General features: G+C 53.0%; 17 protein-coding genes and 1 tRNA gene. 6 read left to right on the top strand and 12 right to left on the bottom strand.

Features of this window, described 5'->3' with window-relative positions:
* Nucleotides 1-12 precede the first annotated feature (12 nt).
* The gene (locus AB8880_11975) at nucleotides 13-792 is read left to right on the top strand and encodes a ParA family protein (GenBank protein ID XDZ65624.1); all 780 of its coding nucleotides are present in this window, start codon (nucleotides 13-15) and stop codon (nucleotides 790-792) included.
* Nucleotides 789-1,700 carry a ParB/RepB/Spo0J family partition protein gene (locus tag AB8880_11980; protein ID XDZ65625.1) on the top strand — a complete coding sequence of 304 codons (912 nt, stop codon included), beginning with the start codon at nucleotides 789-791 and terminating at the stop codon, nucleotides 1,698-1,700. Before AB8880_11975 ends, AB8880_11980 begins: the two co-directional genes overlap by 4 nt.
* Before the next feature lie 6 nt (nucleotides 1,701-1,706).
* On the opposite strand, the gene holA is transcribed toward AB8880_11980, so the two are convergent.
* The 4 genes from holA to AB8880_12000 are packed head-to-tail and all read right to left on the bottom strand — an operon-like array spanning nucleotide 1,707 to nucleotide 6,085.
* A complete protein-coding gene (holA, locus tag AB8880_11985) occupies nucleotides 1,707-2,726 on the bottom strand; it encodes a DNA polymerase III subunit delta (GenBank protein ID XDZ65626.1) in 1,020 nt (339 codons plus the stop codon).
* Nucleotides 2,723-3,205, bottom strand: coding sequence for a hypothetical protein (locus AB8880_11990; GenBank protein XDZ65627.1), 483 nt, complete (start codon nucleotides 3,203-3,205; stop codon nucleotides 2,723-2,725). Before AB8880_11990 ends, holA begins: the two co-directional genes overlap by 4 nt.
* A complete protein-coding gene (gene leuS, locus AB8880_11995; GenBank protein ID XDZ65628.1) occupies nucleotides 3,192-5,777 on the bottom strand; it encodes a leucine--tRNA ligase in 2,586 nt (861 codons plus the stop codon). Before leuS ends, AB8880_11990 begins: the two co-directional genes overlap by 14 nt.
* A 26-nt stretch (nucleotides 5,778-5,803) precedes the next feature.
* A complete protein-coding gene (locus AB8880_12000; protein XDZ65629.1) occupies nucleotides 5,804-6,085 on the bottom strand; it encodes a DUF3576 domain-containing protein in 282 nt (93 codons plus the stop codon).
* On the opposite strand from AB8880_12000, the gene AB8880_12005 reads away from it, so the two are divergent.
* Complete coding sequence (locus AB8880_12005; protein XDZ65630.1) at nucleotides 6,084-6,413, top strand: hypothetical protein; 330 nt, start codon at nucleotides 6,084-6,086, stop codon at nucleotides 6,411-6,413. The genes AB8880_12000 and AB8880_12005 overlap by 2 nt on opposite strands.
* 127 nt (nucleotides 6,414-6,540) lie before the next feature.
* Here the strand turns inward: AB8880_12005 and AB8880_12010 are convergent, their stop codons facing one another.
* Nucleotides 6,541-7,527, bottom strand: coding sequence for a porin (locus tag AB8880_12010; GenBank protein XDZ65631.1), 987 nt, complete (start codon nucleotides 7,525-7,527; stop codon nucleotides 6,541-6,543).
* Between the two features lie 231 nt (nucleotides 7,528-7,758).
* Between AB8880_12010 and AB8880_12015 the strand changes: the two genes are divergently transcribed.
* The gene (locus AB8880_12015; protein ID XDZ65632.1) at nucleotides 7,759-9,297 is read left to right on the top strand and encodes a sulfotransferase; all 1,539 of its coding nucleotides are present in this window, start codon (nucleotides 7,759-7,761) and stop codon (nucleotides 9,295-9,297) included.
* Nucleotides 9,298-9,300: 3 nt separating this feature from the next.
* Here AB8880_12015 and AB8880_12020 read toward each other — a convergent pair whose 3' ends face one another.
* Both AB8880_12020 and AB8880_12025 read right to left on the bottom strand, forming a co-directional pair.
* Nucleotides 9,301-11,064, bottom strand: a complete 1,764-nt coding sequence (locus tag AB8880_12020; protein XDZ65633.1) for a sulfotransferase — start codon at nucleotides 11,062-11,064, stop codon at nucleotides 9,301-9,303.
* A gap of 70 nt (nucleotides 11,065-11,134) precedes the next feature.
* Nucleotides 11,135-13,282, bottom strand: coding sequence for a hypothetical protein (locus tag AB8880_12025; protein XDZ65634.1), 2,148 nt, complete (start codon nucleotides 13,280-13,282; stop codon nucleotides 11,135-11,137).
* A 199-nt stretch (nucleotides 13,283-13,481) separates the two neighbouring features.
* On the opposite strand from AB8880_12025, the gene AB8880_12030 reads away from it, so the two are divergent.
* On the top strand, nucleotides 13,482-14,156 hold the full coding sequence (locus AB8880_12030; GenBank protein XDZ65635.1) for a YggS family pyridoxal phosphate-dependent enzyme: 675 nt from the start codon (nucleotides 13,482-13,484) through the stop codon (nucleotides 14,154-14,156).
* A 22-nt stretch (nucleotides 14,157-14,178) separates the two neighbouring features.
* Here the strand turns inward: AB8880_12030 and ribA are convergent, their stop codons facing one another.
* The gene (gene ribA, locus AB8880_12035; protein XDZ65636.1) at nucleotides 14,179-15,300 is read right to left on the bottom strand and encodes a GTP cyclohydrolase II; all 1,122 of its coding nucleotides are present in this window, start codon (nucleotides 15,298-15,300) and stop codon (nucleotides 14,179-14,181) included.
* A 185-nt stretch (nucleotides 15,301-15,485) separates the two neighbouring features.
* Between ribA and AB8880_12040 the strand changes: the two genes are divergently transcribed.
* On the top strand, nucleotides 15,486-16,163 hold the full coding sequence (locus AB8880_12040) for a response regulator transcription factor (protein XDZ65637.1): 678 nt from the start codon (nucleotides 15,486-15,488) through the stop codon (nucleotides 16,161-16,163).
* Between the two features lie 31 nt (nucleotides 16,164-16,194).
* Here AB8880_12040 and AB8880_12045 read toward each other — a convergent pair.
* The 4 genes from AB8880_12045 to AB8880_12060 all read right to left on the bottom strand — a co-directional run bounded on the left by AB8880_12045 (nucleotide 16,195) and on the right by AB8880_12060 (nucleotide 20,787).
* Nucleotides 16,195-16,269: transfer RNA gene (locus tag AB8880_12045), tRNA-Gln, on the bottom strand.
* A gap of 121 nt (nucleotides 16,270-16,390) precedes the next feature.
* Nucleotides 16,391-17,314, bottom strand: coding sequence for a 4-(cytidine 5'-diphospho)-2-C-methyl-D-erythritol kinase (locus tag AB8880_12050; GenBank protein ID XDZ65638.1), 924 nt, complete (start codon nucleotides 17,312-17,314; stop codon nucleotides 16,391-16,393).
* Complete coding sequence (locus AB8880_12055) at nucleotides 17,314-19,098, bottom strand: tetratricopeptide repeat protein (protein XDZ65639.1); 1,785 nt, start codon at nucleotides 19,096-19,098, stop codon at nucleotides 17,314-17,316. Before AB8880_12055 ends, AB8880_12050 begins: the two co-directional genes overlap by 1 nt.
* Before the next feature lie 60 nt (nucleotides 19,099-19,158).
* Nucleotides 19,159-20,787, bottom strand: coding sequence for an electron transfer flavoprotein-ubiquinone oxidoreductase (locus AB8880_12060; GenBank protein XDZ65640.1), 1,629 nt, complete (start codon nucleotides 20,785-20,787; stop codon nucleotides 19,159-19,161).
* Nucleotides 20,788-20,916: the final 129 nt, after the last annotated feature.

Here is a 20,916-nt window from a genome sequence, read left to right on the forward strand (position 1 = left end):
CAAGGCGTTGACATGTCACTCGGGCGAACAATCGCAATCACCAACCAGAAGGGCGGAGTTGGCAAGACCACCACCACCGTAAATCTGGCAACAGCCCTTGCGGCCTCCCGCAGGCGGGTGCTGGTCATCGATGCCGACCCCCAGGGTAATGCCAGCACGGGGCTGGGAATCGACATGTCGGCCCGGGATCATGATCTCTATCAGCTTTTTTCGGGGGCGGCGTCGCTGGATCAGGCCATTCGGCCGAGCGCGGTGCAGAATCTCTCCGTGATACCGGCAACGCCGGACCTGTCCGCCCTTGAAATCGAGCTTTCAGGTCTTGACCGGCGTGAATATCGATTAAAAGAGATCATGGACCGGATCGACAAGGATTTCGATTATGTACTCGTGGACTGCCCGCCCTCTCTTGGTCTGCTGACGGTGAATGCCCTCTCGGCAGTCACCTCGGCCCTTGTCCCTCTTCAATGTGAATATTACGCGCTGGAAGGTCTGTCGCAGCTCATCGGCACCATTGATGCTGTTCGCGGCGGGCTCAACCCTGATCTTGAAATCTGCGGCGTTGTGCTAACCATGTATGATAGCCGCAACCGGCTTTCGAGCATGGTCGCAGAAGATGTGCGCAAGCATCTCGGCCCGCTCGTCTTCAAGACAATGATTCCCCGCAACGTCCGGGTGTCGGAGGCACCATCCTTTGGCAAGCCCGTCTTGCTCTATGATCTCAACTGCACGGGTTCACAAGCCTATATTGCTCTTGCTGGTGAGCTGATCCGCCAGGAAAGGAAAGCGGCATGACGGAAAAAAAGACATCTTCTCCAAAAACATCCCCGAAAGGTCTTGGCCGCGGGTTGTCCTCCCTTCTTGGTGACAGTGCGGTTCTTGCCAGCGTCAAGGAGCAGGGCCTTGAGGGCGGAGTAGCCAGCCTCTCCAGCCCGGCGGAGACGGTCCGGGTCGATATTGCCAAGATCACGCCGGGCCCTTGGCAGCCTCGCCAGGTGTTTGATGAGGCCGGGCTTGATGATCTTGCCGCCAGCATAGCCCAGCATGGAATTCTTCAGCCGCTTCTGGTCCGTCCAGATCCGGCAAAGGCTGGACATTTTCAGCTTATTGCCGGTGAGCGTCGCTGGCTTGCGGCCCAGAAAGCTCGCGTGCATGATGTGCCGATAATCCTCCGCGAAGCAAGTGATCAGGATGCCGCTGAACTGGCGCTGATCGAAAATATCCAGCGCCGTGATCTCAGCGCAATCGAAGAGGCGGAAGGTTACCGGCAACTGCTGGATCAGTTTGGCTACACCCAGGAGAAACTGGCCAAAGTCCTTGGCAAATCCCGAAGTCATCTGGCCAATACCATGCGGCTTCTTGGGTTACCTTCATCTGTTCAGTCGATGCTGAAAAATGGCCGGCTTTCGGCAGGTCAGGTCCGGCCGCTCATCGGGCATCCCGGGGCCGAAGCGCTGGCCCGTGAAATTGAAAGGAAAGGGCTCAGCGCGCGTCAGGTGGAAGCATTGGCCCGGCGGGCGGTACATCCACCAAAACGCAAATCTCCAAAATCAGCTGATATCAAGGCACTGGAAAAAGAGCTGAGCGACAAGACAGGGCTTGCAATCGATATCAGCTTTAACGAGACAAGCCAGAAAGGCATGATCCGCATTTCCTGCGAAAACCTTGATCAGTTTGAGACGATAATCAGCAAACTGAACTGAATCTGTTCAACGCCGCGCCGCCAGCGCAAGCGAAAACAGAGCCTGGCCACAGGCGATATGGGCATCGATACCTTGCCTGGATTGAAGCTCGGCGGTGTTGAGCCGGTCTATGGCGCGGCGGCAGCGCTGGGCGTTCCACCGCCGCAGATGTCCTTCGATCTTGGGCCGTTCGGAGAAGAAGACAGGTGGCCGCACGGATTTGATCGCATCTTCCCGGCTTCGGCCTTCCTCCATCGCGGCCGCAATCCGGAAGAGACGATGAAAATAGCCGATGCCCGTACGCAGGATCCGCTCTCCTGCAATGGCCTCGGCCTGGGCGCGATCAAGCCCCTGGCTCAATTTTTTGATATTCCCGTCCGCGGCGGCGTGGATGATATCGCTGGTTGTCACGGAAGCTCCATCCCCGAGAGCGAGGCGCACATCATCAAGACCAAGACGTCCACCTTCTCCAGCCAGCAGGACAAGCTTGTCGATCTCACTGCGGCTTGCCATGCGATCAGCGCCGAGATGATCTGTGATAAACCCCATCACATCCCGATCCACCTGGATGGAATGCGCATCAAAAGCTTCCTGCGCGACCTGACCTAAAGATTGGGCCGTATCCGGATAACACCCGATGGCCGCCGCCCGATCCGAACTCTCAAAGAGTTTTACCAGAGCCGAACGTGTGTTGAGCTCATCCGAGCCGGTCAGGACCGTGAGGCTTTCGGCAGGCGGGGTTTCAAGAAGGTTTCGGCAGGCCTCAAGGCAGGTGCCGGTCACCAGATGCGCCCTGACCAGCCGCATGCCGCCGAAAGCCGGCATCGCCGCGGCGCTATCGATCAGTAGAGAGGGGTCTTTGGCAATTTCCGTGGCGTCCAGCTGCGTTGTTGAAAAAGGGTCCTGAATATCTTCAACCGCAAGATGACAGAGTTTTTCCGCACGCTCCCTGATAAGACCCTGATCATGTCCATAGAGCAGAACAGCGGCAACATCACGGGGGGGATTGGCTAGAAACGCATCAATGCCGCGGCCGCTGATCTTCATGATCCATCGCTGCCATCATTCTGGCTGAAATAGAGAAAGAGCCGGTGGTAGGTTTTCTCGGCAAGGCTGGCGGCAAGACGCTCACGGGCGTTTGCCTTGGCTTCTTCAGACCCAAAGAGCGAAGCAACCGCCCCAACAGAAGCAGAGGTTTTAAACGACGTATTCATCAGATCACGACCTTCTTTCTGGTCATAAAACGTGATACTTGCCGTCATCTCCACCGCGTCGGTGGGATAGGAGGTCGACATCTTGACCGAAAGCGTATACCTGCCCTCACCCCGTTCACTTCGCGCAAAGAGACGTTCAAGGCGTTGCCGGTAGATCTGCTCTATTCGTTCGCTTGCTATCTCAATACGGATCTGGCCAAGTCTTGGATCAAGCTGGCTTGCAGGTGTGGTGTTGCCATCAACAGAGTTTGCTGAACAGGCCGCAACAGCAACCAGCATCAGGCAGGCACTGATCTGCCTAAGCCACAACATTGACAATCCTGTTCTTGACCACGATCACTTTCCTTGGGGGTTGTCCTTCCAGTATCTTCTGAACGGCGGGTAATGCAAGCGCCATTTCTTCGGCAAGCTGATCCTCGCTGTCCGGCGCAAGTTCGATTGTGCCGCGCAACTTGCCGTTCACCTGGACCGCGATATTGATCGTATCTTGCTTGAGCCATACCGGATCAGCCTCCGGCCACGGCAGGGTTGCGAGCATGTCCCCATGGCCAAGGTTCGCCCAGATTTCTTCGGCAATATGCGGGGCGATTGGGGCCAGCAGTTTGGCCAGCGTTTCCACGGCAAAGCGCCGTGCCCAGTTCTGGCTTTCGCTGACGCCCCTGGTTGCGCTGATGGTATTGGCAAGGGTGTAAAGCCCGGCAACACAACGATTGAAGCGAAAGCGGTCGATGTCTTCGGAAAATTGGGCAATGGTCCGGTGGGTTTCGGTAATACAGGTTCTGGCCGCTTCGTCGAGTTCTGCAGGCATGGACGCACCAAGAGGCGCCATCGGCAATGCATCGGCCTCATCAAGGAGACTCATCCGCCAGACTTTCTGGATGAAGCGAGAGGCTCCTTCCACCCCGGCGCTTGTCCACTCCATGTCACGTTCAGGTGGCGAATCCGACATCATGAAGAGCCGGGCTGTATCTGCCCCATAGACCGAAATAATGTTTTCCGGATCAATAACGTTGCGTTTGGATTTGCTCATCTTCTCGATTCGCCCGGGCGTGACGGGTTCATCGCCATCACGGGTGATCCATGTATCTTCCCCTTTGCGTTCAACTTCGGTCGGGAAAAGCCACTGCCCGTCTTTGCTGCGGAAAGTCTGGTGGCAGACCATACCTTGTGTCATCATGCCATCGAACGGCTCATCCAGATCAAGATACCCGCAAGCTGAAAGCGCCCGGGTGAAGAACCGTGAATAGAGAAGATGGAGAACCGCATGCTCAACACCGCCGATATACTGATCAACAGGAAGCCAGTATTCCATGGCCTTGCGGGAGAAGGCAATCTCCGGGTCCGGATCGGCGAAACGCAGGAAATACCAGGAACTTTCAAAGAACGTGTCAAACGTGTCGGTCTCGCGTTCCGCGTCACCGCCGCAATCCGGACAGGTCGTATGCTTCCAGGTGGGGTGATGGGCGATGGGATTGCCAGGTTTGTCAAAACGGACATCTTCAGGCAGGGTCACGGGAAGCTGATCGTCAGGCACCGGCACAAGGCCACAATCCGGGCAGTGAATAACCGGAATGGGGCAACCCCAGTACCGCTGGCGTGAAACACCCCAGTCCCTGATACGCCAGGTTGTCTCGCCCTTGCCCTGATTTAGCTCTTCAAGGCGGGCGATTGCCGCACCGATGCCCTCTTCAACGGAAAGCCCGTCAAGAAAGCCCGAATTGTAAATCTTGCCCTCATCGGTAAAGGCGGTATCGCTGATCCTGAATGTATCGGCATCCTCACCTTTGGGGAGAACAACCGGACGCACCGGCAAGCCGTAGGCATTGGCGAAATCAAGGTCACGCTGGTCATGGGCCGGGCAGCCGAAAATGGCGCCGGTTCCGTATTCCATCAGGACAAAATTGGCAACATGAACAGGAAGCTCGATTTCGGGATCAAAGGGATGCTCCACGGTAAGGCCGGTATCAAAGCCTTTCTTTTCAGCGGCTTCAATCGTCGCCTGGGATGTCCCCATGCGGTTGCAGTCTTCGATGAAAGCGGCAAGATCCGTATTGGTCTCAGCCATTGCAAGCGCCATCGGGTGATTGGCAGCGATCGCCAGAAAAGATGCACCAAAGAGCGTATCGGGCCGGGTGGTGAATACCTCGATATGATCATGACCAGCAACAGGGGCACCGGTTACAGCAAAGCGCACCCGCGCTCCCTCGGACCGGCCGATCCAGTTATGCTGCATGATGCGGACGCGTTCCGGCCAGCGATCAAGCGTTTCGATCGCGTCGAGAAGATCTTCGGCAAAGGCCGTGATTTTCAGAAACCATTGGGAAAGGAGGCGGCGTTCTACCGGCGCACCGGATCGCCAGCCGCAGCCATCCACCACCTGTTCATTGGCAAGCACCGTATTTTCCACCGGATCCCAGTTGACCCAGCTCTCTTTCTTGTAGGCTAGGCCGGCTTTGAGGAAATCAAGGAACATTTTCTGCTCAAATCGGTAATATTCCGGATCGCAGGTGGCAAACTCGCGGCTCCAGTCATATGAGAGGCCCATGCTTTTGAGCTGATCCCGCATTCCGGCGATGTTTTCCCTGGTCCATTTCGCCGGATGCACCCCGCGTTCGATGGCGGCGTTTTCCGCCGGCAGTCCAAACGCATCCCATCCCATCGGATGAAGCACGTTGAAACCGCGGGCACGTTTCGTCCGCGCCACCACATCCCCAAGCGTGTAGTTGCGGACATGGCCCATATGGATTCTGCCCGAAGGATAGGGAAACATTTCCAGCACGTAGTATTTCGGCTTGCTGCTGTCGATGCTGGCGGCAAAACAGCCTTCCTCCTGCCAGCGTTTTTGCCATTTATGCTCAATGCTGGGGGCGTCGAGTCGTCTCATGGTGGATGCTCGGTATCAGAATAAGGTCAGTTTGTTTCAAGAACGCCGGCTGAACGGATTTCTCTTGCTCTGGTGAGGATGAGATCCTCAAGCTTGATGGCAAGTTCACGATCACGGCCATCATCCTGCCAGTCCGTTGCGCCATCCGAACGGTGCTGGACATAGACTTCAACCCGGATGGCATCGGATCTCAACTCTTGGTCGAGGATGAAGATCGCAACCTTGATCCGCGTTGTTGTGTCATCGGGCTGCATGTACCATTCGGTGATGATCGTCCCGCCGAAAGTGTCGACGCTTGAAAGGGGCATGACGGAAACCGTCTCAAGCGAGGCCCGCCACAGAAGCGCATTCACCGGCATCGCCCCGTCACCGGCTTTGGGATTCAAGACATCGGTTAGGTTTATGCCGCTTGTGCTTCTGCCGGTAAAGAAAGAGCCTGGATCATTGGCTTTTTTATTTTTTTCAATTTGTGTCTCTGATGACGTTGGTTGGGGCAGGTATGAACAGGCTGTCAGCACTATCAGCATGACCGTGATCAAGATTTTGCTGAATAAGGAACGCGTCTTCATTGGCTCTGCCTCAATGTTTCCATATGCACATTGGCTGTATCTTATGTCTTTTCTACCCCTGATTTAGGCAAAGGCCAATGATAAAATTGGTCCAATGAGGGGATCATAATGGCAATACGCCACTGGCCATCAAAAATTTGTGAAAAACAAAGGGGAGCCGAAGCTCCCCTTTGCCTGATCGATAATTGCAGGAATTACCAGGACATCTTGATTTCAGACTGGATTGCCTGACCGTCGTTGGCAACACTACCACCAGACTTGTACTCAAAGTTGTGAGAGTTCAGCGTAGCAGTCAGACCAGGTGCGATAGTGTAAGCAACACCGATGGAGGTGTTGTTAGCCTCAAGCTTTGTACCACCATTGTCGTTTTCAGAAGTCGCACGACCAATGTTCAGGGTAAGATCAGAGTTCATCTTATAGTTAACACTGTAGGACAGGTCTTCCTGTTTGCTTGTCGCAGAAGTCTTGTTGGAAGAGCTACCAATACCGAACGTCATGTCACCATAGGTGATGTTGGCACCAATATGCTGGCCATCTTCGGAAGATCCTTGGCCATCGTAGGATGCAACACCGATTTTGTAGCCAATATCACCCATGGAACCTGAATACATCGCACCATAGGAAGTTGAGGTGTTGTCATCGCCGTCCTCAAGGTGCCCGAAGCTAACACCGAAGGTCAAGCCACCAAAGGATGGGCTGTGGTAGCGCAGCACGCCGCCACCATCGGGATCACGGATGAGGGCTTCGTTATACTGAACACCTGAGATGGTGGTAGTACCAGATGTACCAGCATACCCAACCATACCCGCATCACCATGGCCACCAGCGATACCAACAGATGTTACGTCGAAGTCAGATGCTGCGTGGGCAGTAGTGCTTCCATCAACGAAGGAGATGGTGCCGAAGTCACCGCTGATGCTAGAGGTGTTTTCTGTTACCCCGTCTTCATCAAAACTCTGTGACATGGAGAAAGTCAGACCGTTATCGGTTGTGGTGGAAAAGGCGATGTAAACATTTGTTTCTGCAGTGAAGTCACTATCTGAGTTATCAGCGTTGTTGTCGTCACTCAGGCTGATATAGCGCCATTGCTGATCGCCACTCAGGGAGACGTCAGCATTGGCAATAGCTGCAACACCACCGATGGTGGCGAGAGCCGTAGTAGCAAGAAGAACCTTACGCATGGTTATATCCTCTTAGGGTTGTTATACGCCGTTATTGGCTATCTCTATTTACATTAGATTATCTTAATAAATTAATTAATAATTAATCTGTGCAGAATATTTTCATCCCGGTTGTTGTATTTTTGCAACACGCCTGAATATACGCCGCACTTTGATGTATTTCACCTGTATCAGTTCATATACATTCTTTGAATGAATATATAAATTTACGAAAAATTAGGAAATTTTTTGATGCAACACAAACCCGATCCAGAGCAACTAAAGCAACTTTATCTTCAAGGAAGATTTGATGAAATTGTCAGAAATGCCAAAGCGTTCAGCAAGGCCAATCCAAAAAACCATGTTGTTTTCACTATTCTGGGCGTTGCCTTTGCAAAATCAGGGCTGACCAAATCATCTGTTGAATGTTTCAAGCGCGTGGTGAGACTCTGTCCAGATTCGGCGGAAGGGTTCAACAATCTTGGCAATGCCTTGCGGAACCAGGGCCAACACAAAGACGCGTTGCGTGCGTTCGATCAGGCAATTCAACTAAAGCCGGATTATGCCCATGCCTATAACGGCCGGGGAAGTATTTTCAGTGATCTGGATAATATGGAAGAATGTATAAAATCATTCGAAAAAGTGCTGGAGTTGCAGCCAGATCATGTAATGGCCATGGACAACCTAGGCCAGGCATATCAGAATCTGGGTGATTTTGAAAAAGCCGAAGAAATGTTCCGCCGGGCGATAAAAAGTGAACCTGGCCATGCCGAAGCACATTACCACTTAAGCCGGGTGCATCGCTATGCTGCCGAAGATCACCACCTTGAGCAGATGCGGGCGCGACTTCGTGAACACCATCCCGACATAAAAGAGAAAGTGTTCCTGAATTTTGCGCTTGGAAAGGCTTGCTCGGATATCAGGAATTACGACGAGGCATTCGAACATTGGGCAGAAGGCAATTTGGCGTTCAAGGCGAAAATCGGGTATCACGCTGAAAAGGATGATGTGATTTTTGAGCGCATTCGCACCTGGGCTGAGAACATGCCTGAATTTGGTGTCGAAAATGACACGGGACTTGTATTCATTCTCGGCATGCCCCGTTCCGGCACATCCCTTGTTGAGCAGATTCTTTCAGGTCATAGCAGGGTCCATGCAGCAGGGGAGCTGGTTCATTTGGCTCGAGGAGTTGAGAAATTCTGCGCAGATAAAGATCAGTTGACCCGGCAAATGCTTAAAAATGTTCGATCCTATTATCGGCAGAATATTTCAGGTATGGGTCAAGGAAAACAGTTCATCACCGACAAAACGCCGCAGAATTTTCGCTGGATAGGGCTGATCCGGACAATTTTTCCTGGTGCCAGCATCATCCATCTCAAAAGGCATCCCATGGCGGTATGCTTTTCCAATTTCAGGTATTTTTTCCAGACAGAAGGCATGAGCTACAGCAACAGTCTGGATGATATCGGCAGATATTATTTGCAATATGATAAACTCATGGAGTTTTGGTATGAGAAATATCCAGGCGATATCATCACGGTCGACTACGCCAGGCTCACCGAGAACCCGCGAGAAGAAATTGAAAACCTGTTGTCGCATCTCGGTCTTGAGTGGCAGGAAAGTTGTCTTGAAATTGAAAAAAACCAGCGTGCCGTCAGGACTGTTTCAAACACACAGATACGTAGCAAGATCTACACCAAAAGTTCAGAAGAATGGCGGCACTATGAAACCCATCTTGCCCCGCTTAGGAAAATGCTTGATCCAATTCTCAAAAGGCAGGGCTGGGAATAACGCTCAGGCCTGATAAACCGGCAGGCCGAGGCGGTGTTGGTGTTTTTGCAATGACGCGAGCAGGGGGCTGAGAAAGTCTTCGTGTTTCCGCCAACCCTGGAGTGAACTGGTGCTGATGGGCTGTTGAACCTGTGTTGCACTTGCGGTGCGGGAAAAATAGTCTTTCCCCCGATCGCTTTCCTTAAACTGGTAGCCATCAAGACCGAGATAACTGAAGATTTCTGCGCTAAGCTCTTCCGGCTGCATGACCAGTTCATCATAGCTGACCGAGAGGATACGGCGGCCAAATTTTTCGGTGAAAAAAGCCATCAATTTCTGATAATGAGCATAGTACTGTCCAAGGGATTTCATGGAATAACAGTAATTGTGGCTCTGTTCAAAATTGGCCCGATAAAGAGACCAGCAGTTATCCATTGGATCTCGGTGGACATGAAGTATTTTCGCATCTGGAAAAATCTTGAGGATGACGGCCGTCCATTTGAAATTGTGAGGCAGTTTATCAATCGCCCAGTTATTTTCCTTGAACAGAAATGCTGTCTTTTCACAATATAACGTGGCTATATCATCCAGCGTTGACGGGCTGACATGTTCAGCTGCATCCGGAGCATTCAATAATGTTTGTTTGCAAATGACATTGAAATAGGGAAGTTCATCCCCCGCCACAATATCAGGGTGGCTTGCAAGGATGGATTCAAGAAGCGTAGTGCCAGATCTGGGCATACCGATAATGAAAATACGCTTATCGTCGGTGTTGGTTGCTGGCGATATATCCGGCAAGGACAGACTGATCTCTTTGATCCGTTTGAATTCTAGCCGTGTTTTATAATTATCATAGGGTCGTTGTCGAGAAACCTGATCGTTGCCTTGGCGGTAATAGTGATAGGCTTTTTGGATGTTTTCCTGACCATGATGAAAGTCAGCCAGGGCAAAAAGGCCCCGATCAATACTGGACAGAGGTATTTGTTTATCATAAAATTGTTCGAGCTGATGAAATACTTTCGCAGCTTTTGGTGATGATCTGGCGCCCAGGCTGATAAGATTAAAATAGCTCTTACAGTCGTAAGGGTTGTTTTCTATTGCTTGATGGAACAGATCCTCCGCTTGGTCAGCGTAGCCCGTATATAGAAAGACAAGGCCCAAATTGTTCAGCGCCAGTTGATATGTTGGACATAATTTCAGGCAAGCTTCAAAATCTGATTTCGCTTTATCAAATTCATTAAGATGCAGATACACCATCCCCCTGTTGTTGAGGGATCTGAAATTATGTGGATCAATGATAAAAATCTCATCATATATTTCTAGTGCTTCGCCAAAAAGCTGCTGGCAGAACAGTGTAACGGCCAGATTATCCATTATATCGATATGATTTGGTTTAAGTCTGGATGCCAGGATTAGCTGGTTTGCAGATTTTTCATATTCATGCTTCTGCCGATAAATAACGCCAAGATTCATCCTGAAGCGGAAATCCTTCGGATTTATCTTGATTAGTTTGAGATAGAGTTGTTCAGCAGAATAGAATTGACCCATCTGGCTATGGCAAAGAGCAGCACCAAAGAGGTAATCGACATTTTGAGGATTGGTTTTTTGCAGCTGAAGATATGATTTCAACGCCAGTTCAAATTCTCCCGCATTACGATGAATACGTGCATGGAGGGCAAGAACAGCTTCAGTTTTGGGATTGCTTTTTAACAATTTCTTGGCAGCATCCATGGCTTTTTGGTGTTGGCCTTGGGCGGAAAGATGCTGAATTCCTTGGATATCAATCATTGTCGATTTATGCGATCCGGGCACTCTCATTGATAAAGGCATTTATCAGACCACCTTTTGGGAAAGGTATTTATCGCAGAACCTCATAAACTCGAAAATCGGGGTACTGGTCAATGATTAGTTCAAGACGGTTTCGATCATATAATCCTAGCCGGTAGAGCTGATTGAAGGTGGAAATCCAGTGCCGGTTAGGAATGAGAAATAGGCGTGTTTCCCTGTTATCGACTTTTTCCAGGAGAACTGTATGCCAGCCCGGTCTCCCATAATCACGGTTTTGCCGACCAAAACCGTTCTCTGTCTGAACAAGCCGCGCCAGAACAGGTTCATTATCAACGGTTCCATTCAAGAGGTTGAAGGTTTTATCTCCACATTCAAGAATATGTTCAGATGACTGGATACATCTGAGCCTGTAATATCCATGCTCATTCATCAGGTCAGTTGAAGGTGCCTGATTCCGCTCCAGATCATGCAACCCGTTTCTGGCCATGGAATATAACCACCCCCCCATTTTTTCGGTAACAACGATATAGATGGGTTTATCAGGAGGGTTATCCGGCCTTGAGGAAATAGCGGCTTCAAATAACGTGAGTGACGAGCTGTTGGATTTGATGCCTTTATTTCCTTCTTGGGCAATAAATCTAAGGCCGTTGATCAACATATTTGGATTCTTATCCACAAACCCACGGCCGATGATATATGCTCTGGGGCTGCGCTGATTTCCCGGATCATGAAGGGTTGGCAGGCCGCTCTTGAAATGACCTAGATACCCATAATCCCACCAGGATGCTATCACTCCGCCGCGGCCGTTATCATATGCGCCAAGCTTGGTAAAACCTTCTACCACTTGAGCAGGAAACGAAGGATTTGGTGATTTCAGGCCGCGATGATACGCGATATCCAGTTGCAACATGGCAGCCAGCAATATGGTGGCTAACCCGATACCGATAACCGGCAGATACGATGCAAGACTTTTTGTTGTGTAATTCTCATCATTTTGGGTGTTCTGCCTCAATATCTGCCTCAATATTCGCAAAAGAGATAAAATCATCCAACCGAAGCCAAACCATAGTATCGGCGCGGCATAAAAAGCGAAACGCTGGCCAATAATATTGCTAAAAAGTCCGATTGTCAGAAAAGGCAGAAAAACTGTGGCCTGAACCGGAAATATTACCGCCCAGATACCGAAACTCACCAGTCCGGCCAACCCGATCCATGGAGATCCGAAAATATTAACGAGCATCTTGAAAAAATTTATATCGGATAATTCGATGATCGTTTCATACGGATCAGGAAAAGCCAGCACAGATGTTTCAACCAGATTTACTGAATAAAGCCCAATGCGATCGAGAAAACCAAAGATCTGGGGCTCAACGGCGCTGGCAAAAGATAAAGGATTGATGAAAAGAATAAAGATACCGGTATAGATCAGTGCCGATTTGAAGCTGAGACGGCTGAAAAGAGTAGCCAGAAAAACTATAAGAGGGAAAATCAGCACAAAAAGGCCCTGGTCATACCACCAGTGGAAGAGATGAAACAGTCCTGCTGCAAGGAGGATGAAGAAAATCCCCCGTCGCCAGTCTGTCTGGCGGCAGGCAAGAAGGATCGCGCCTAAAATCAAGGAGATGAAAAAGAGAATGAGCTGGTCGGTATCGATCCGGCCGATTGATGTGCGCACGAAATAGGCATGGGAAAGCCCGGCACCAAGCCCGGCAATTGCCCCTTCGGCCGGGAACCCGGCGACCCAGAAACAGAGGCCAATGGCAATGGCGGTCAGGAATGCCGTAAGGGGGATCATGGCGTTGCCCGCCATCAGAAGATCACCGTTATATTTCACATCCGCGAGATGCCGGATAATCACCGAGAGAAGAGGGATATCAAGAGCACCATCAACCTCGGATGGCTCTTCGGCATGGTCAGGCCAGCTTCGGGATTGATTAAAATCAAACTTTCCTTCCTGATAATCACGGGCATAAGAAAGGAAGTACCCGGCATCGGTGGTGCTGACCAGGGGTGAGCCATCGGCGAAAAAGACGGTTTTATTCGCCTGCCATTCCTGCCACTGGCTGTCGCGGGCATCATAATTGATGAGCCCTGCCAGCAGGATGAGCGCCACCGCCATAAGATTATAGATCCAGCCGGTATCGGATTTCATCCAGGGTTGACGCAACCGCACATAAACCAGACCGATTACATGCTCTGGGTCTTGTTTGGCTGACATTTCGGCCTCTCGCACTTCAAATCCACTACCCCCAGGGTAAACCCGAAAAAGGCTCTTGCCAGAGCATGCCAGCGGACGCGACAAAAAGCAAATTGATCTGAAGAACAGGAGCTTGCCTCTTCCAAGTTTTCATGAGGCAGTCTAGGCTGGTCACACCGGAAAACCGTTCCAGCTATAGCGTAAAGGATAGATGAAGTTCATGGACCGCAGCATAGAAGAGTCAATCAAGGAAATCCGGCAGGAAATGGGCAAGGCAGCCCTTTCTGCCGGTCGTCACATCGACGATACCACGCTTGTGGCGGTATCCAAGAAACAGCCCGATGACCGGATTGATGCCGCGCTCGATGCCGGCCTCAGGGTATTTGGGGAAAACCGTGTTCAGGAAGCCCAGGGGCGCTGGGCCCACCGCCGGCAAACCATCCCTGATCTGTCTTTGCGTCTCATTGGCCCGCTCCAGACAAACAAGGCGGCAGAAGCGGTTGCGCTGTTTGATGTGATCGAGACGCTGGATCGGGAAAAGCTGGCCCGCGTGCTTGCAGCTGAAATGGAAAAGCAGGGCCGAGCTCTTGACTGCCTCATTCAGGTCAATACCGGCGAAGAAGAACAGAAATCCGGCATTTCCCCACGCGAGGCTGTTGCTTTCAGCCATTTCTGCCGGGATGATCTCGGGCTCCGAATAACGGGGCTGATGTGTATTCCGCCGGTATCCGAAGAAGCGGCGATGCATTTCGCGCTCCTGGCAAAACTCGGACGTGAAGCCGGGTTGCCCCATCTTTCCATGGGCATGAGCGCGGATTTTGCCGAGGCAATCCGGTTTGGCTCAACCCATGTCCGGGTTGGCTCGGCACTCTTCGGGGAAAGACCTCCAGCCTGAAGGTGTATCCTGGCAGATTATCCTAGTCGATGAGATGCCCGGTCCGGGTCTTCTTGGTTTCGAGATAGTTCTCGTTATGTGGATTCCGTCCGGCCAGAAGGGGAATACGTTCCACCACATCCACCCCGGAAGACCGGACCTGCTCGATTTTATCGGGGTTATTGGTCATCAGGCGAATGGCGCCATGACCAAGCTGGCGGAGCATTTCGGTCGCGGGCAGAAAATACCGGTGATCGGTCTCAAACCCCAGCGCATGATTGGCCTCGACCGTATCAAGCCCCGCATCCTGCAGGGCATACGCACGGAGTTTGTTGACAAGGCCTATATCCCGGCCTTCCTGCGCAAGATAGATAAGGATTCCGCCGCCGTTATCGGCCATCTGCCGGATGGCGGTGCGAAGCTGGGTGCCGCAGTCGCATTTAAGGCTACCCAGAATATCGCCGGTGATGCATTGCGAATGAATCCGGACAAGCGGAGGTGTAGCCATCTGGCTGCCATCTTCGGGATGGATCAGCAATGCAAAATGCTCCGTGCCTCCATCAAGGGGGCGAAAGATGGCAATCTCCGCACCTTCCGCATCTTCGAGCGGTAGCCGGGCACGGGCAGCCTCCCGGAGCAGGTTGGCCGAAAGGGCATCAAAAGACCGGATTTTATCTTCATCAAGAATAAGAACACCGCGATCCTGCGCCCAGCGATGCATTGCCCGCTCATCTTTAAAGGACATATGCGCCGCCAGCGCTGCCGGCATCAGGCGGGCGGCCCGCATCACCATCAGTGCCAGACTGGCCATGCTGGTTTCGCCCTCAGGCAGAACATTGAGCCCGCGGAGATCCGTTTGCATTGGCAGATCACCGATCAGGCCGAGTATGTCTTCGGGTTGAAGGCGTTCCGGCAGGATGATCGAACAGGCAACGGCCGATGCTTTGGGCCGGAACCCGATCGCTTCCGCCCGCTGGGCTGAAATCAGCAGATACGGAGCCGAAGACGACTGTTCCGCCAGCGCCGCCAGCCCGCTGCCTGAAACCTGCTCGGCGGCACGTATGAGTCCGATATAGCCGGAATTGGCACATACCAGAACCGGCGAGCCCCGCCGGAGATCAGCGATGGCACGGTGAACAGATTGCAGATCGGCGGCGTTTGACATGCCAATTCCTAACTGGTTTAATGTTTGATTTACCCTGATTCTTGCCAAATTCCAAGCATCGGCAAGAATTTGGTAATCAATTTATTGATTGGATTTGCGCAATGTTCTAATATGAAATTGTCGCTGAACCCGCACCCATTGTTAGCCCAGCTTGGGGTTTTCAACAACTGGAAAGCACAGGATCTATGGTTAAAATCCTTGCTGTCGATGACGATAGCCATCTTCTGGAAACACTGGTGCGCCAACTTTCATCTGGAACGGATTTTGATGTAACCGGCGCCGAAACCATCGCTCAGGCGAAAGACAGGCTTCAAGAAATCGAACCTGATCTGATCCTGCTTGATGTCTCTCTGCCGGATGGCGACGGCCGGGATGCCTGCCGGTGGATACGGGGGAAAGGATATACGATCCCGATCCTGATGCTCACCGCACAGGATGGAGAGCTTGATACGATCGAAGGGCTTGAGGCCGGGGCCAATGACTATATCGCCAAGCCACTCAGGCTGGGAGAACTGATTGCCCGCATCAGGCTTCACCTTGATCAATATCAGGCGCGCGCCGATGCCCGCATCACCATCGGAGCATTTGTTTTCAGCGCGGGCAGCAAGACACTCACCCATCGTGAAACCGCCAAGGATCTGTCCCTGACGGAAAAGGAAACCGCCATTATCAAATACCTTCTGAAACGAGAGGGGGCCGAGGTTGGCAAAGTCGAGCTGCTTGAAAATGTCTGGGGATATAACGAGCGCATCACCACCCACACGCTGGAAACACATATATACCGGCTGCGGCAGAAAATTCATCTGATCGATGAAAGCCCGTTTCTTTTGACCCGGAACAAAGGCTATTGCCTCAGCCTTTGACGATATCAATTGGAAATGGGGAAAGATTAGCTGGCTGGGGCGGTAGGATTCGAACCTACGGTACACGGTACCAAAAACCGCTGCCTTACCACTTGGCTACGCCCCAGCAAGCAACGCAACATAGCGGCTTGCGATTAAGCGTTCAAGTCACTTTATCGGATTTTTTTCATGCACCATTACGCTCGAGGATATAATCAGTGCCGGGATGGCCTGATCGCCATTTTCCTTCAGGTTGAAATACCGCAAACACCGCCGGCCCAGCACCATCCCGGTATCTTTTCAGATGATTTCAGCGCCGATATGGCAGCATCGGCATCGGTAAACAGAGCAAAGCAGGTAGCGCCGCTGCCGCTCATCCCCGATGCAATAAACCCGGGGCAGGATTTCATGGCGGTGAGGTCATCAAGGCTTTTGGCAATGCCCGGGGCAACCGTGATTGCCGGTAAAAGCAGATCATTGCCACCGGTGATCCAAGCGCCCAAGGCAGAAAGATTTGCTGATCCGGGAAAGGGATGAGGCGTTGAATAGAGTTTCTGGGGCGCATCGCAAGACCCATCATCAATGGCGCCGAACGCGGCAAACACATCTCTTGTGGCAACCTTGGTCCCATTATTTACAAGGACAATCCCAAGGTTTGTGATGGCGGGCAGCGGTTCAATCAGCTCCCCTATGCCGCGCATGCGCCACATCCCGCCCTCAACAGCCTTGAGGCAGACGGGCACATCGGCGCCAAGACCAAGGGCCATATCCGCAAGCGCGGCCGGAGCAAGAGGTGTTGGCGCAAGACGGTTGAGCAATCGCAGCATGGCCGCTGCATCGCTTGATCCGCCACCTATTCCCGCCGCCACGGGCAGGTCTTTGCGAAGCGTAATCTCAAAAGCCTGGTTCCATCCCGTAGCACCCCGGAAAGCGGTCAGGCTTTGCCAGACACTGTTTTCAGCTCGCGGCGCATCAGCGAGGTCCTCAGCAAAATCACCGGTAATCTCCAGCTGATCGATATCGCCGGGCTTGAGGCTGATCCGATCGCCGATGGCGGCAAAAATCACGGCCGAATCAAGCATGTGATACCCGTCCTTCCGGCGGCCGGTAACCGCCAGCGTGAGGTTGATCTTGGCGGGGGCGGTTTCGTGGTGGGCAGGCGTGTTCGGCATCAGGGCTGTTCTGGCGGCGTCTCGGCACGGATCTTGTGCCGGATGGTTTCGATATCGGTATCTTCATTGGCATAAATGAGCGCCCTTTCCCAGTGAAACCTGGCCTCGCGGAGTCGCCCAAGTTTGGCATAGGCATCGCCCAGATGATCGGTGATCACCGGATCAACAGGTTGTATCGTCACCGCCCTTTCAAGATAAAGGACAGCTTTGTCGTATTGGCCAAGTTTGAAATATCCCCATCCGAGGGAGTCGACGAAATACCCGTTCTGTGGCTGCTTCTCCACGGCCTTGCGGATCATCCCGAGGGCTTCAACCGGGGCCTTGTCCTGTTCAAGCAGCCAGTAGCCAAAATAATTGAGCGCGTAGGCATCGTTCGGATCAAGAGAAACAGCCTTGCGGAAGGCAACCTCGGCTTCGGTTTCGCGCCCAAGCCGATCAAGACATATTCCGCGATAATAATGAAGCCGCCCATTGGTCGGATCAAGGTCAAGAGCAGTATCGTATTTGGGCAAGGCCATCTCATACCTGCCGCCCCATCGGTCGTTATCCGCGGATTGCTGCCAGAGTGAGACGTTTTCAGCATCATTGCTGAGCAATTGGGTATAGATCTGTGCTGCGCCTTCCGTGCCACCCGGCTGGCGGCTCAGATGCCGGGCCGTCAATATCAGGCCAGGCTGAAGCCAGATGCTTGTCTGCGGCATTCTGGAAAGCTGCTGCTGCGCTTCCTCCGGATAGCCGAGCTGGAAAAGCTCCTGCCCCAGCATGTAGATCAGCCGGCCGTAATCTGCGTCGAGATACGAAGCAAGATGAAGACGTGCCAGCGGATGAATCTGCTTGCTGTCGTCGAGCTGGCTTGCTTCGATGACCGCATTGGCAAGAAGCTGGTTGCGGGTTGGCGGCGGGAACAGGGAAAGTGCACCGCTTTCAATGTCACGGCGCAGTCGCGGTTTGTCAAAAAGCGGACCAAGAGACGGGTCAAGCCGTCTCAAGGCCTCTTGCCCGGCCCCGCCACGGGCAAGGATCCCGGCCATGAGGATGCGGCTCGCAACAGGTGCCCCCTCCGTCTTCAGCACGTCGCGGGCAAAAGCAAGCGCGTCATCAGGTCGTTTGAGGTATTCCGCCATAAGGGCAGATTGTGATTTCAGGATGATGTCGGCACCGTGATGCTCAAGCGTGGCAAGATCGAGAAGTTGCGACAGACCGGCATCACCCTGGTCACGAAACGCCAGCGCCCAGGCCCCCAGTACGATGCCCAGCGGCTGGCTTGCCCGGTCAGCCCAGAGATGATCGGCAAGGACGTCAAGACCTTCCCAGTCCTCATTTCTGGCAGCGATCGCGGCGGCGGGTTCTCCCCCCAGTTCCAGCGGCCGGCTGATCTGCTCGATCCGGCTTGCTATGGCGGCGGCATTCTCGATCTGGCCGTTGATATAGAGCATCCGGAAGGACCGTTCGAGAAGTGTGAGATTTGACGGATCTTTCGCCAGCGCGGCGGTATAGCGCTCCGCCGCCTGAGGCAGGTCAAGATCATAACTTGCGATATGCGCGACCAGATACGCCCCGGCATCAAGATTGTCCTGCGGGGATGTCTCAACGACGCTTGCCTCCGGCGCAACGGCAATAGATATCGAAGATGAAGTTGACCCTTCAATGTTCTCAGGACGCTGGCATGAACCGGTGGCCAGAACAAGCGCCGCCAGCAGAACGCAAAGGCCAGGCCGGGCGCGCGTCATTCTGCACCAGGGGGGTCGTGTGTCATCATTTGGGCGTTGACCGGGTTTCATCATCCTCGCATCCCTCATACCAGACCAGCATAGGGGCTGGTCCGGTCTCGGGTAAAGAGGTGATTACATATTCGGGTAGGCTGGCCCGCCCCCGCCTTCCGGCGTGACCCAGGTGATATTCTGGGTGGGGTCCTTGATATCGCAGGTTTTACAGTGAACGCAGTTCTGCGCGTTGATCTGAAGCCTTGGATTGCTGCCATCGTCGTTGCGCACAATTTCATACACGCCTGCCGGGCAATAGCGTTGCTCCGGGGCATCGTAGATGGCAAGGTTGTGATCAACAGGTATCGAGGCGTCTTTCAGCTGCAGATGTGCCGGCTGGTTTTCCTCATGATTTGTTCCCGACAGATAGACCGAGGAATTGCGGTCGAAACTGACCACATTATCCGGCTTCGGGTATTCGATCTTCGGCATCTGGTTTGCGGGCATGAGCGCTTTGTGGTCTTCATGGTGATGGAAGGTCCATGGGGCGCGTCCACGCAGGAGATAGGTGTCGATACCGGCATAGGCCATGCCGAACCAGAGCCCTTGCGAGAAGGCTGGCCTGATATTGCGCACCCGGTAGAGTTCATCCCAGAGCCAGGAGCTTTCGATCTTCTCGCCATAGGATGCGGGTTCAAGGCCCTCGCCATCAATGGCCTCGAAGACCGCTTCTGCCGCCAGCATACCGGATTTCATGGCCGTATGCGTACCCTTGATCTTGGGAACATTGAGAAAACCGGCCGTGCATCCCACCAGACATCCACCGGGGAAAGTCAGTTTCGGGATCGACTGGAAGCCGCCTTCGTTGAGGGCGCGTGCACCATAGGAAACCCGGCGGCCTCCTTCAAAGACTTCCCGCACCTTTGGGTGCGTCTTGAAACGCTGGAATTCCTCGAATGGCGAAAGATGCGGGTTCTTGTAATCAAGCCCGATGACGTAGCCGACCGCAACCTGATTGCCGTTCAGATGATAGAGGAACGATCCGCCATAGACATCGCTTGAAACAGGCCAGCCCACCGAATGCCAGACTTTTCCGGGCTCGGATTTGGCCGGATCAATATCCCACAACTCCTTGATCCCGATCGCAAAGGTCTGGGGGTCCTTGCCTTCGCGCAGGTTGAATTTATCAAAAAGAGTTTTGGTCAGATGACCGCGGCAGCCTTCGGCGAAAATCGTCTGCTTGCCGAGGAGTTCCATTCCCGGCTCATAGCCGTCGGTTTTCTCGCCGTCCTTGCCGATACCCATATCGCCGGTGGCAATCCCGCGGACATGTCCGGCTTCGTCATAAAGGACTTCAGCAGCCGGGAAGCCGGGATAGATCTCAACGCCAAGGGCTTCGGCCTGTTCGGCCAGCCAGCGGCAGAAATTGCCAAGGCTGATGATGTAATTGCCGTGGTTGTTCATCTGCGGCGGGGTTGGCAGCCGGAACGAGCTTTTTTCCGTGAGGAACATGAACCGATCTTCGGTCACCGGCGTGTCGAGCGGCGCGCCAAGGTCTTTCCAGTCAGGCAGAAGTTCATTGAGGGTCCGCGGTTCAAGAACAGCACCGGACAGGATATGCGCCCCCACTTCTGCGCCTTTCTCGATCAGGCAGACATTGAGCTCGCGCCCGGCATCATTGGCAAGTTGCTTAAGGCGGATGGCAGCAGACAGGCCAGATGGCCCGCCGCCGACGATCACCACATCAAATTCCATGGATTCGCGTTCCATGTTCTCTCTCCCGTTGCCTGGCCTGGTTGAGCTGCTTGCGTATCAGGCCGGATAGTTTAAAAGACAGGCAGTGAAGACAAGCTTGCACAACCGGTATCACCCATTACATTCTATATACTAGCTTGCATG

This window comes from Alphaproteobacteria bacterium LSUCC0684, assembly GCA_041228335.1.
Classification (GTDB): domain Bacteria; phylum Pseudomonadota; class Alphaproteobacteria; order Puniceispirillales; family UBA1172.

Coding starts and splice junctions, on each gene's coding strand:
- AB8880_12025 (XDZ65634.1), bottom strand. CDS start 13,282: ATGTCAGCCAAACAAGACCCAGAGCATGTAATCGGTCTGGTTTATGTG.
- AB8880_12055 (XDZ65639.1), bottom strand. CDS start 19,098: ATGATGAAACCCGGTCAACGCCCAAATGATGACACACGACCCCCCTGG.
- AB8880_11975 (XDZ65624.1), top strand. CDS start 13: ATGTCACTCGGGCGAACAATCGCAATCACCAACCAGAAGGGCGGAGTT.
- AB8880_12060 (XDZ65640.1), bottom strand. CDS start 20,787: ATGGAACGCGAATCCATGGAATTTGATGTGGTGATCGTCGGCGGCGGG.
- holA (XDZ65626.1), bottom strand. CDS start 2,726: ATGAAGATCAGCGGCCGCGGCATTGATGCGTTTCTAGCCAATCCCCCC.
- AB8880_12010 (XDZ65631.1), bottom strand. CDS start 7,527: ATGCGTAAGGTTCTTCTTGCTACTACGGCTCTCGCCACCATCGGTGGT.
- leuS (XDZ65628.1), bottom strand. CDS start 5,777: ATGAGACGACTCGACGCCCCCAGCATTGAGCATAAATGGCAAAAACGC.
- AB8880_12020 (XDZ65633.1), bottom strand. CDS start 11,064: ATGATTGATATCCAAGGAATTCAGCATCTTTCCGCCCAAGGCCAACAC.
- AB8880_12000 (XDZ65629.1), bottom strand. CDS start 6,085: ATGCCCCTTTCAAGCGTCGACACTTTCGGCGGGACGATCATCACCGAA.
- ribA (XDZ65636.1), bottom strand. CDS start 15,300: ATGTCAAACGCCGCCGATCTGCAATCTGTTCACCGTGCCATCGCTGAT.
- AB8880_12040 (XDZ65637.1), top strand. CDS start 15,486: ATGGTTAAAATCCTTGCTGTCGATGACGATAGCCATCTTCTGGAAACA.
- AB8880_12005 (XDZ65630.1), top strand. CDS start 6,084: ATGACGGAAACCGTCTCAAGCGAGGCCCGCCACAGAAGCGCATTCACC.
- AB8880_12015 (XDZ65632.1), top strand. CDS start 7,759: ATGCAACACAAACCCGATCCAGAGCAACTAAAGCAACTTTATCTTCAA.
- AB8880_11990 (XDZ65627.1), bottom strand. CDS start 3,205: ATGTTGTGGCTTAGGCAGATCAGTGCCTGCCTGATGCTGGTTGCTGTT.
- AB8880_11980 (XDZ65625.1), top strand. CDS start 789: ATGACGGAAAAAAAGACATCTTCTCCAAAAACATCCCCGAAAGGTCTT.
- AB8880_12030 (XDZ65635.1), top strand. CDS start 13,482: ATGGACCGCAGCATAGAAGAGTCAATCAAGGAAATCCGGCAGGAAATG.
- AB8880_12050 (XDZ65638.1), bottom strand. CDS start 17,314: ATGCCGAACACGCCTGCCCACCACGAAACCGCCCCCGCCAAGATCAAC.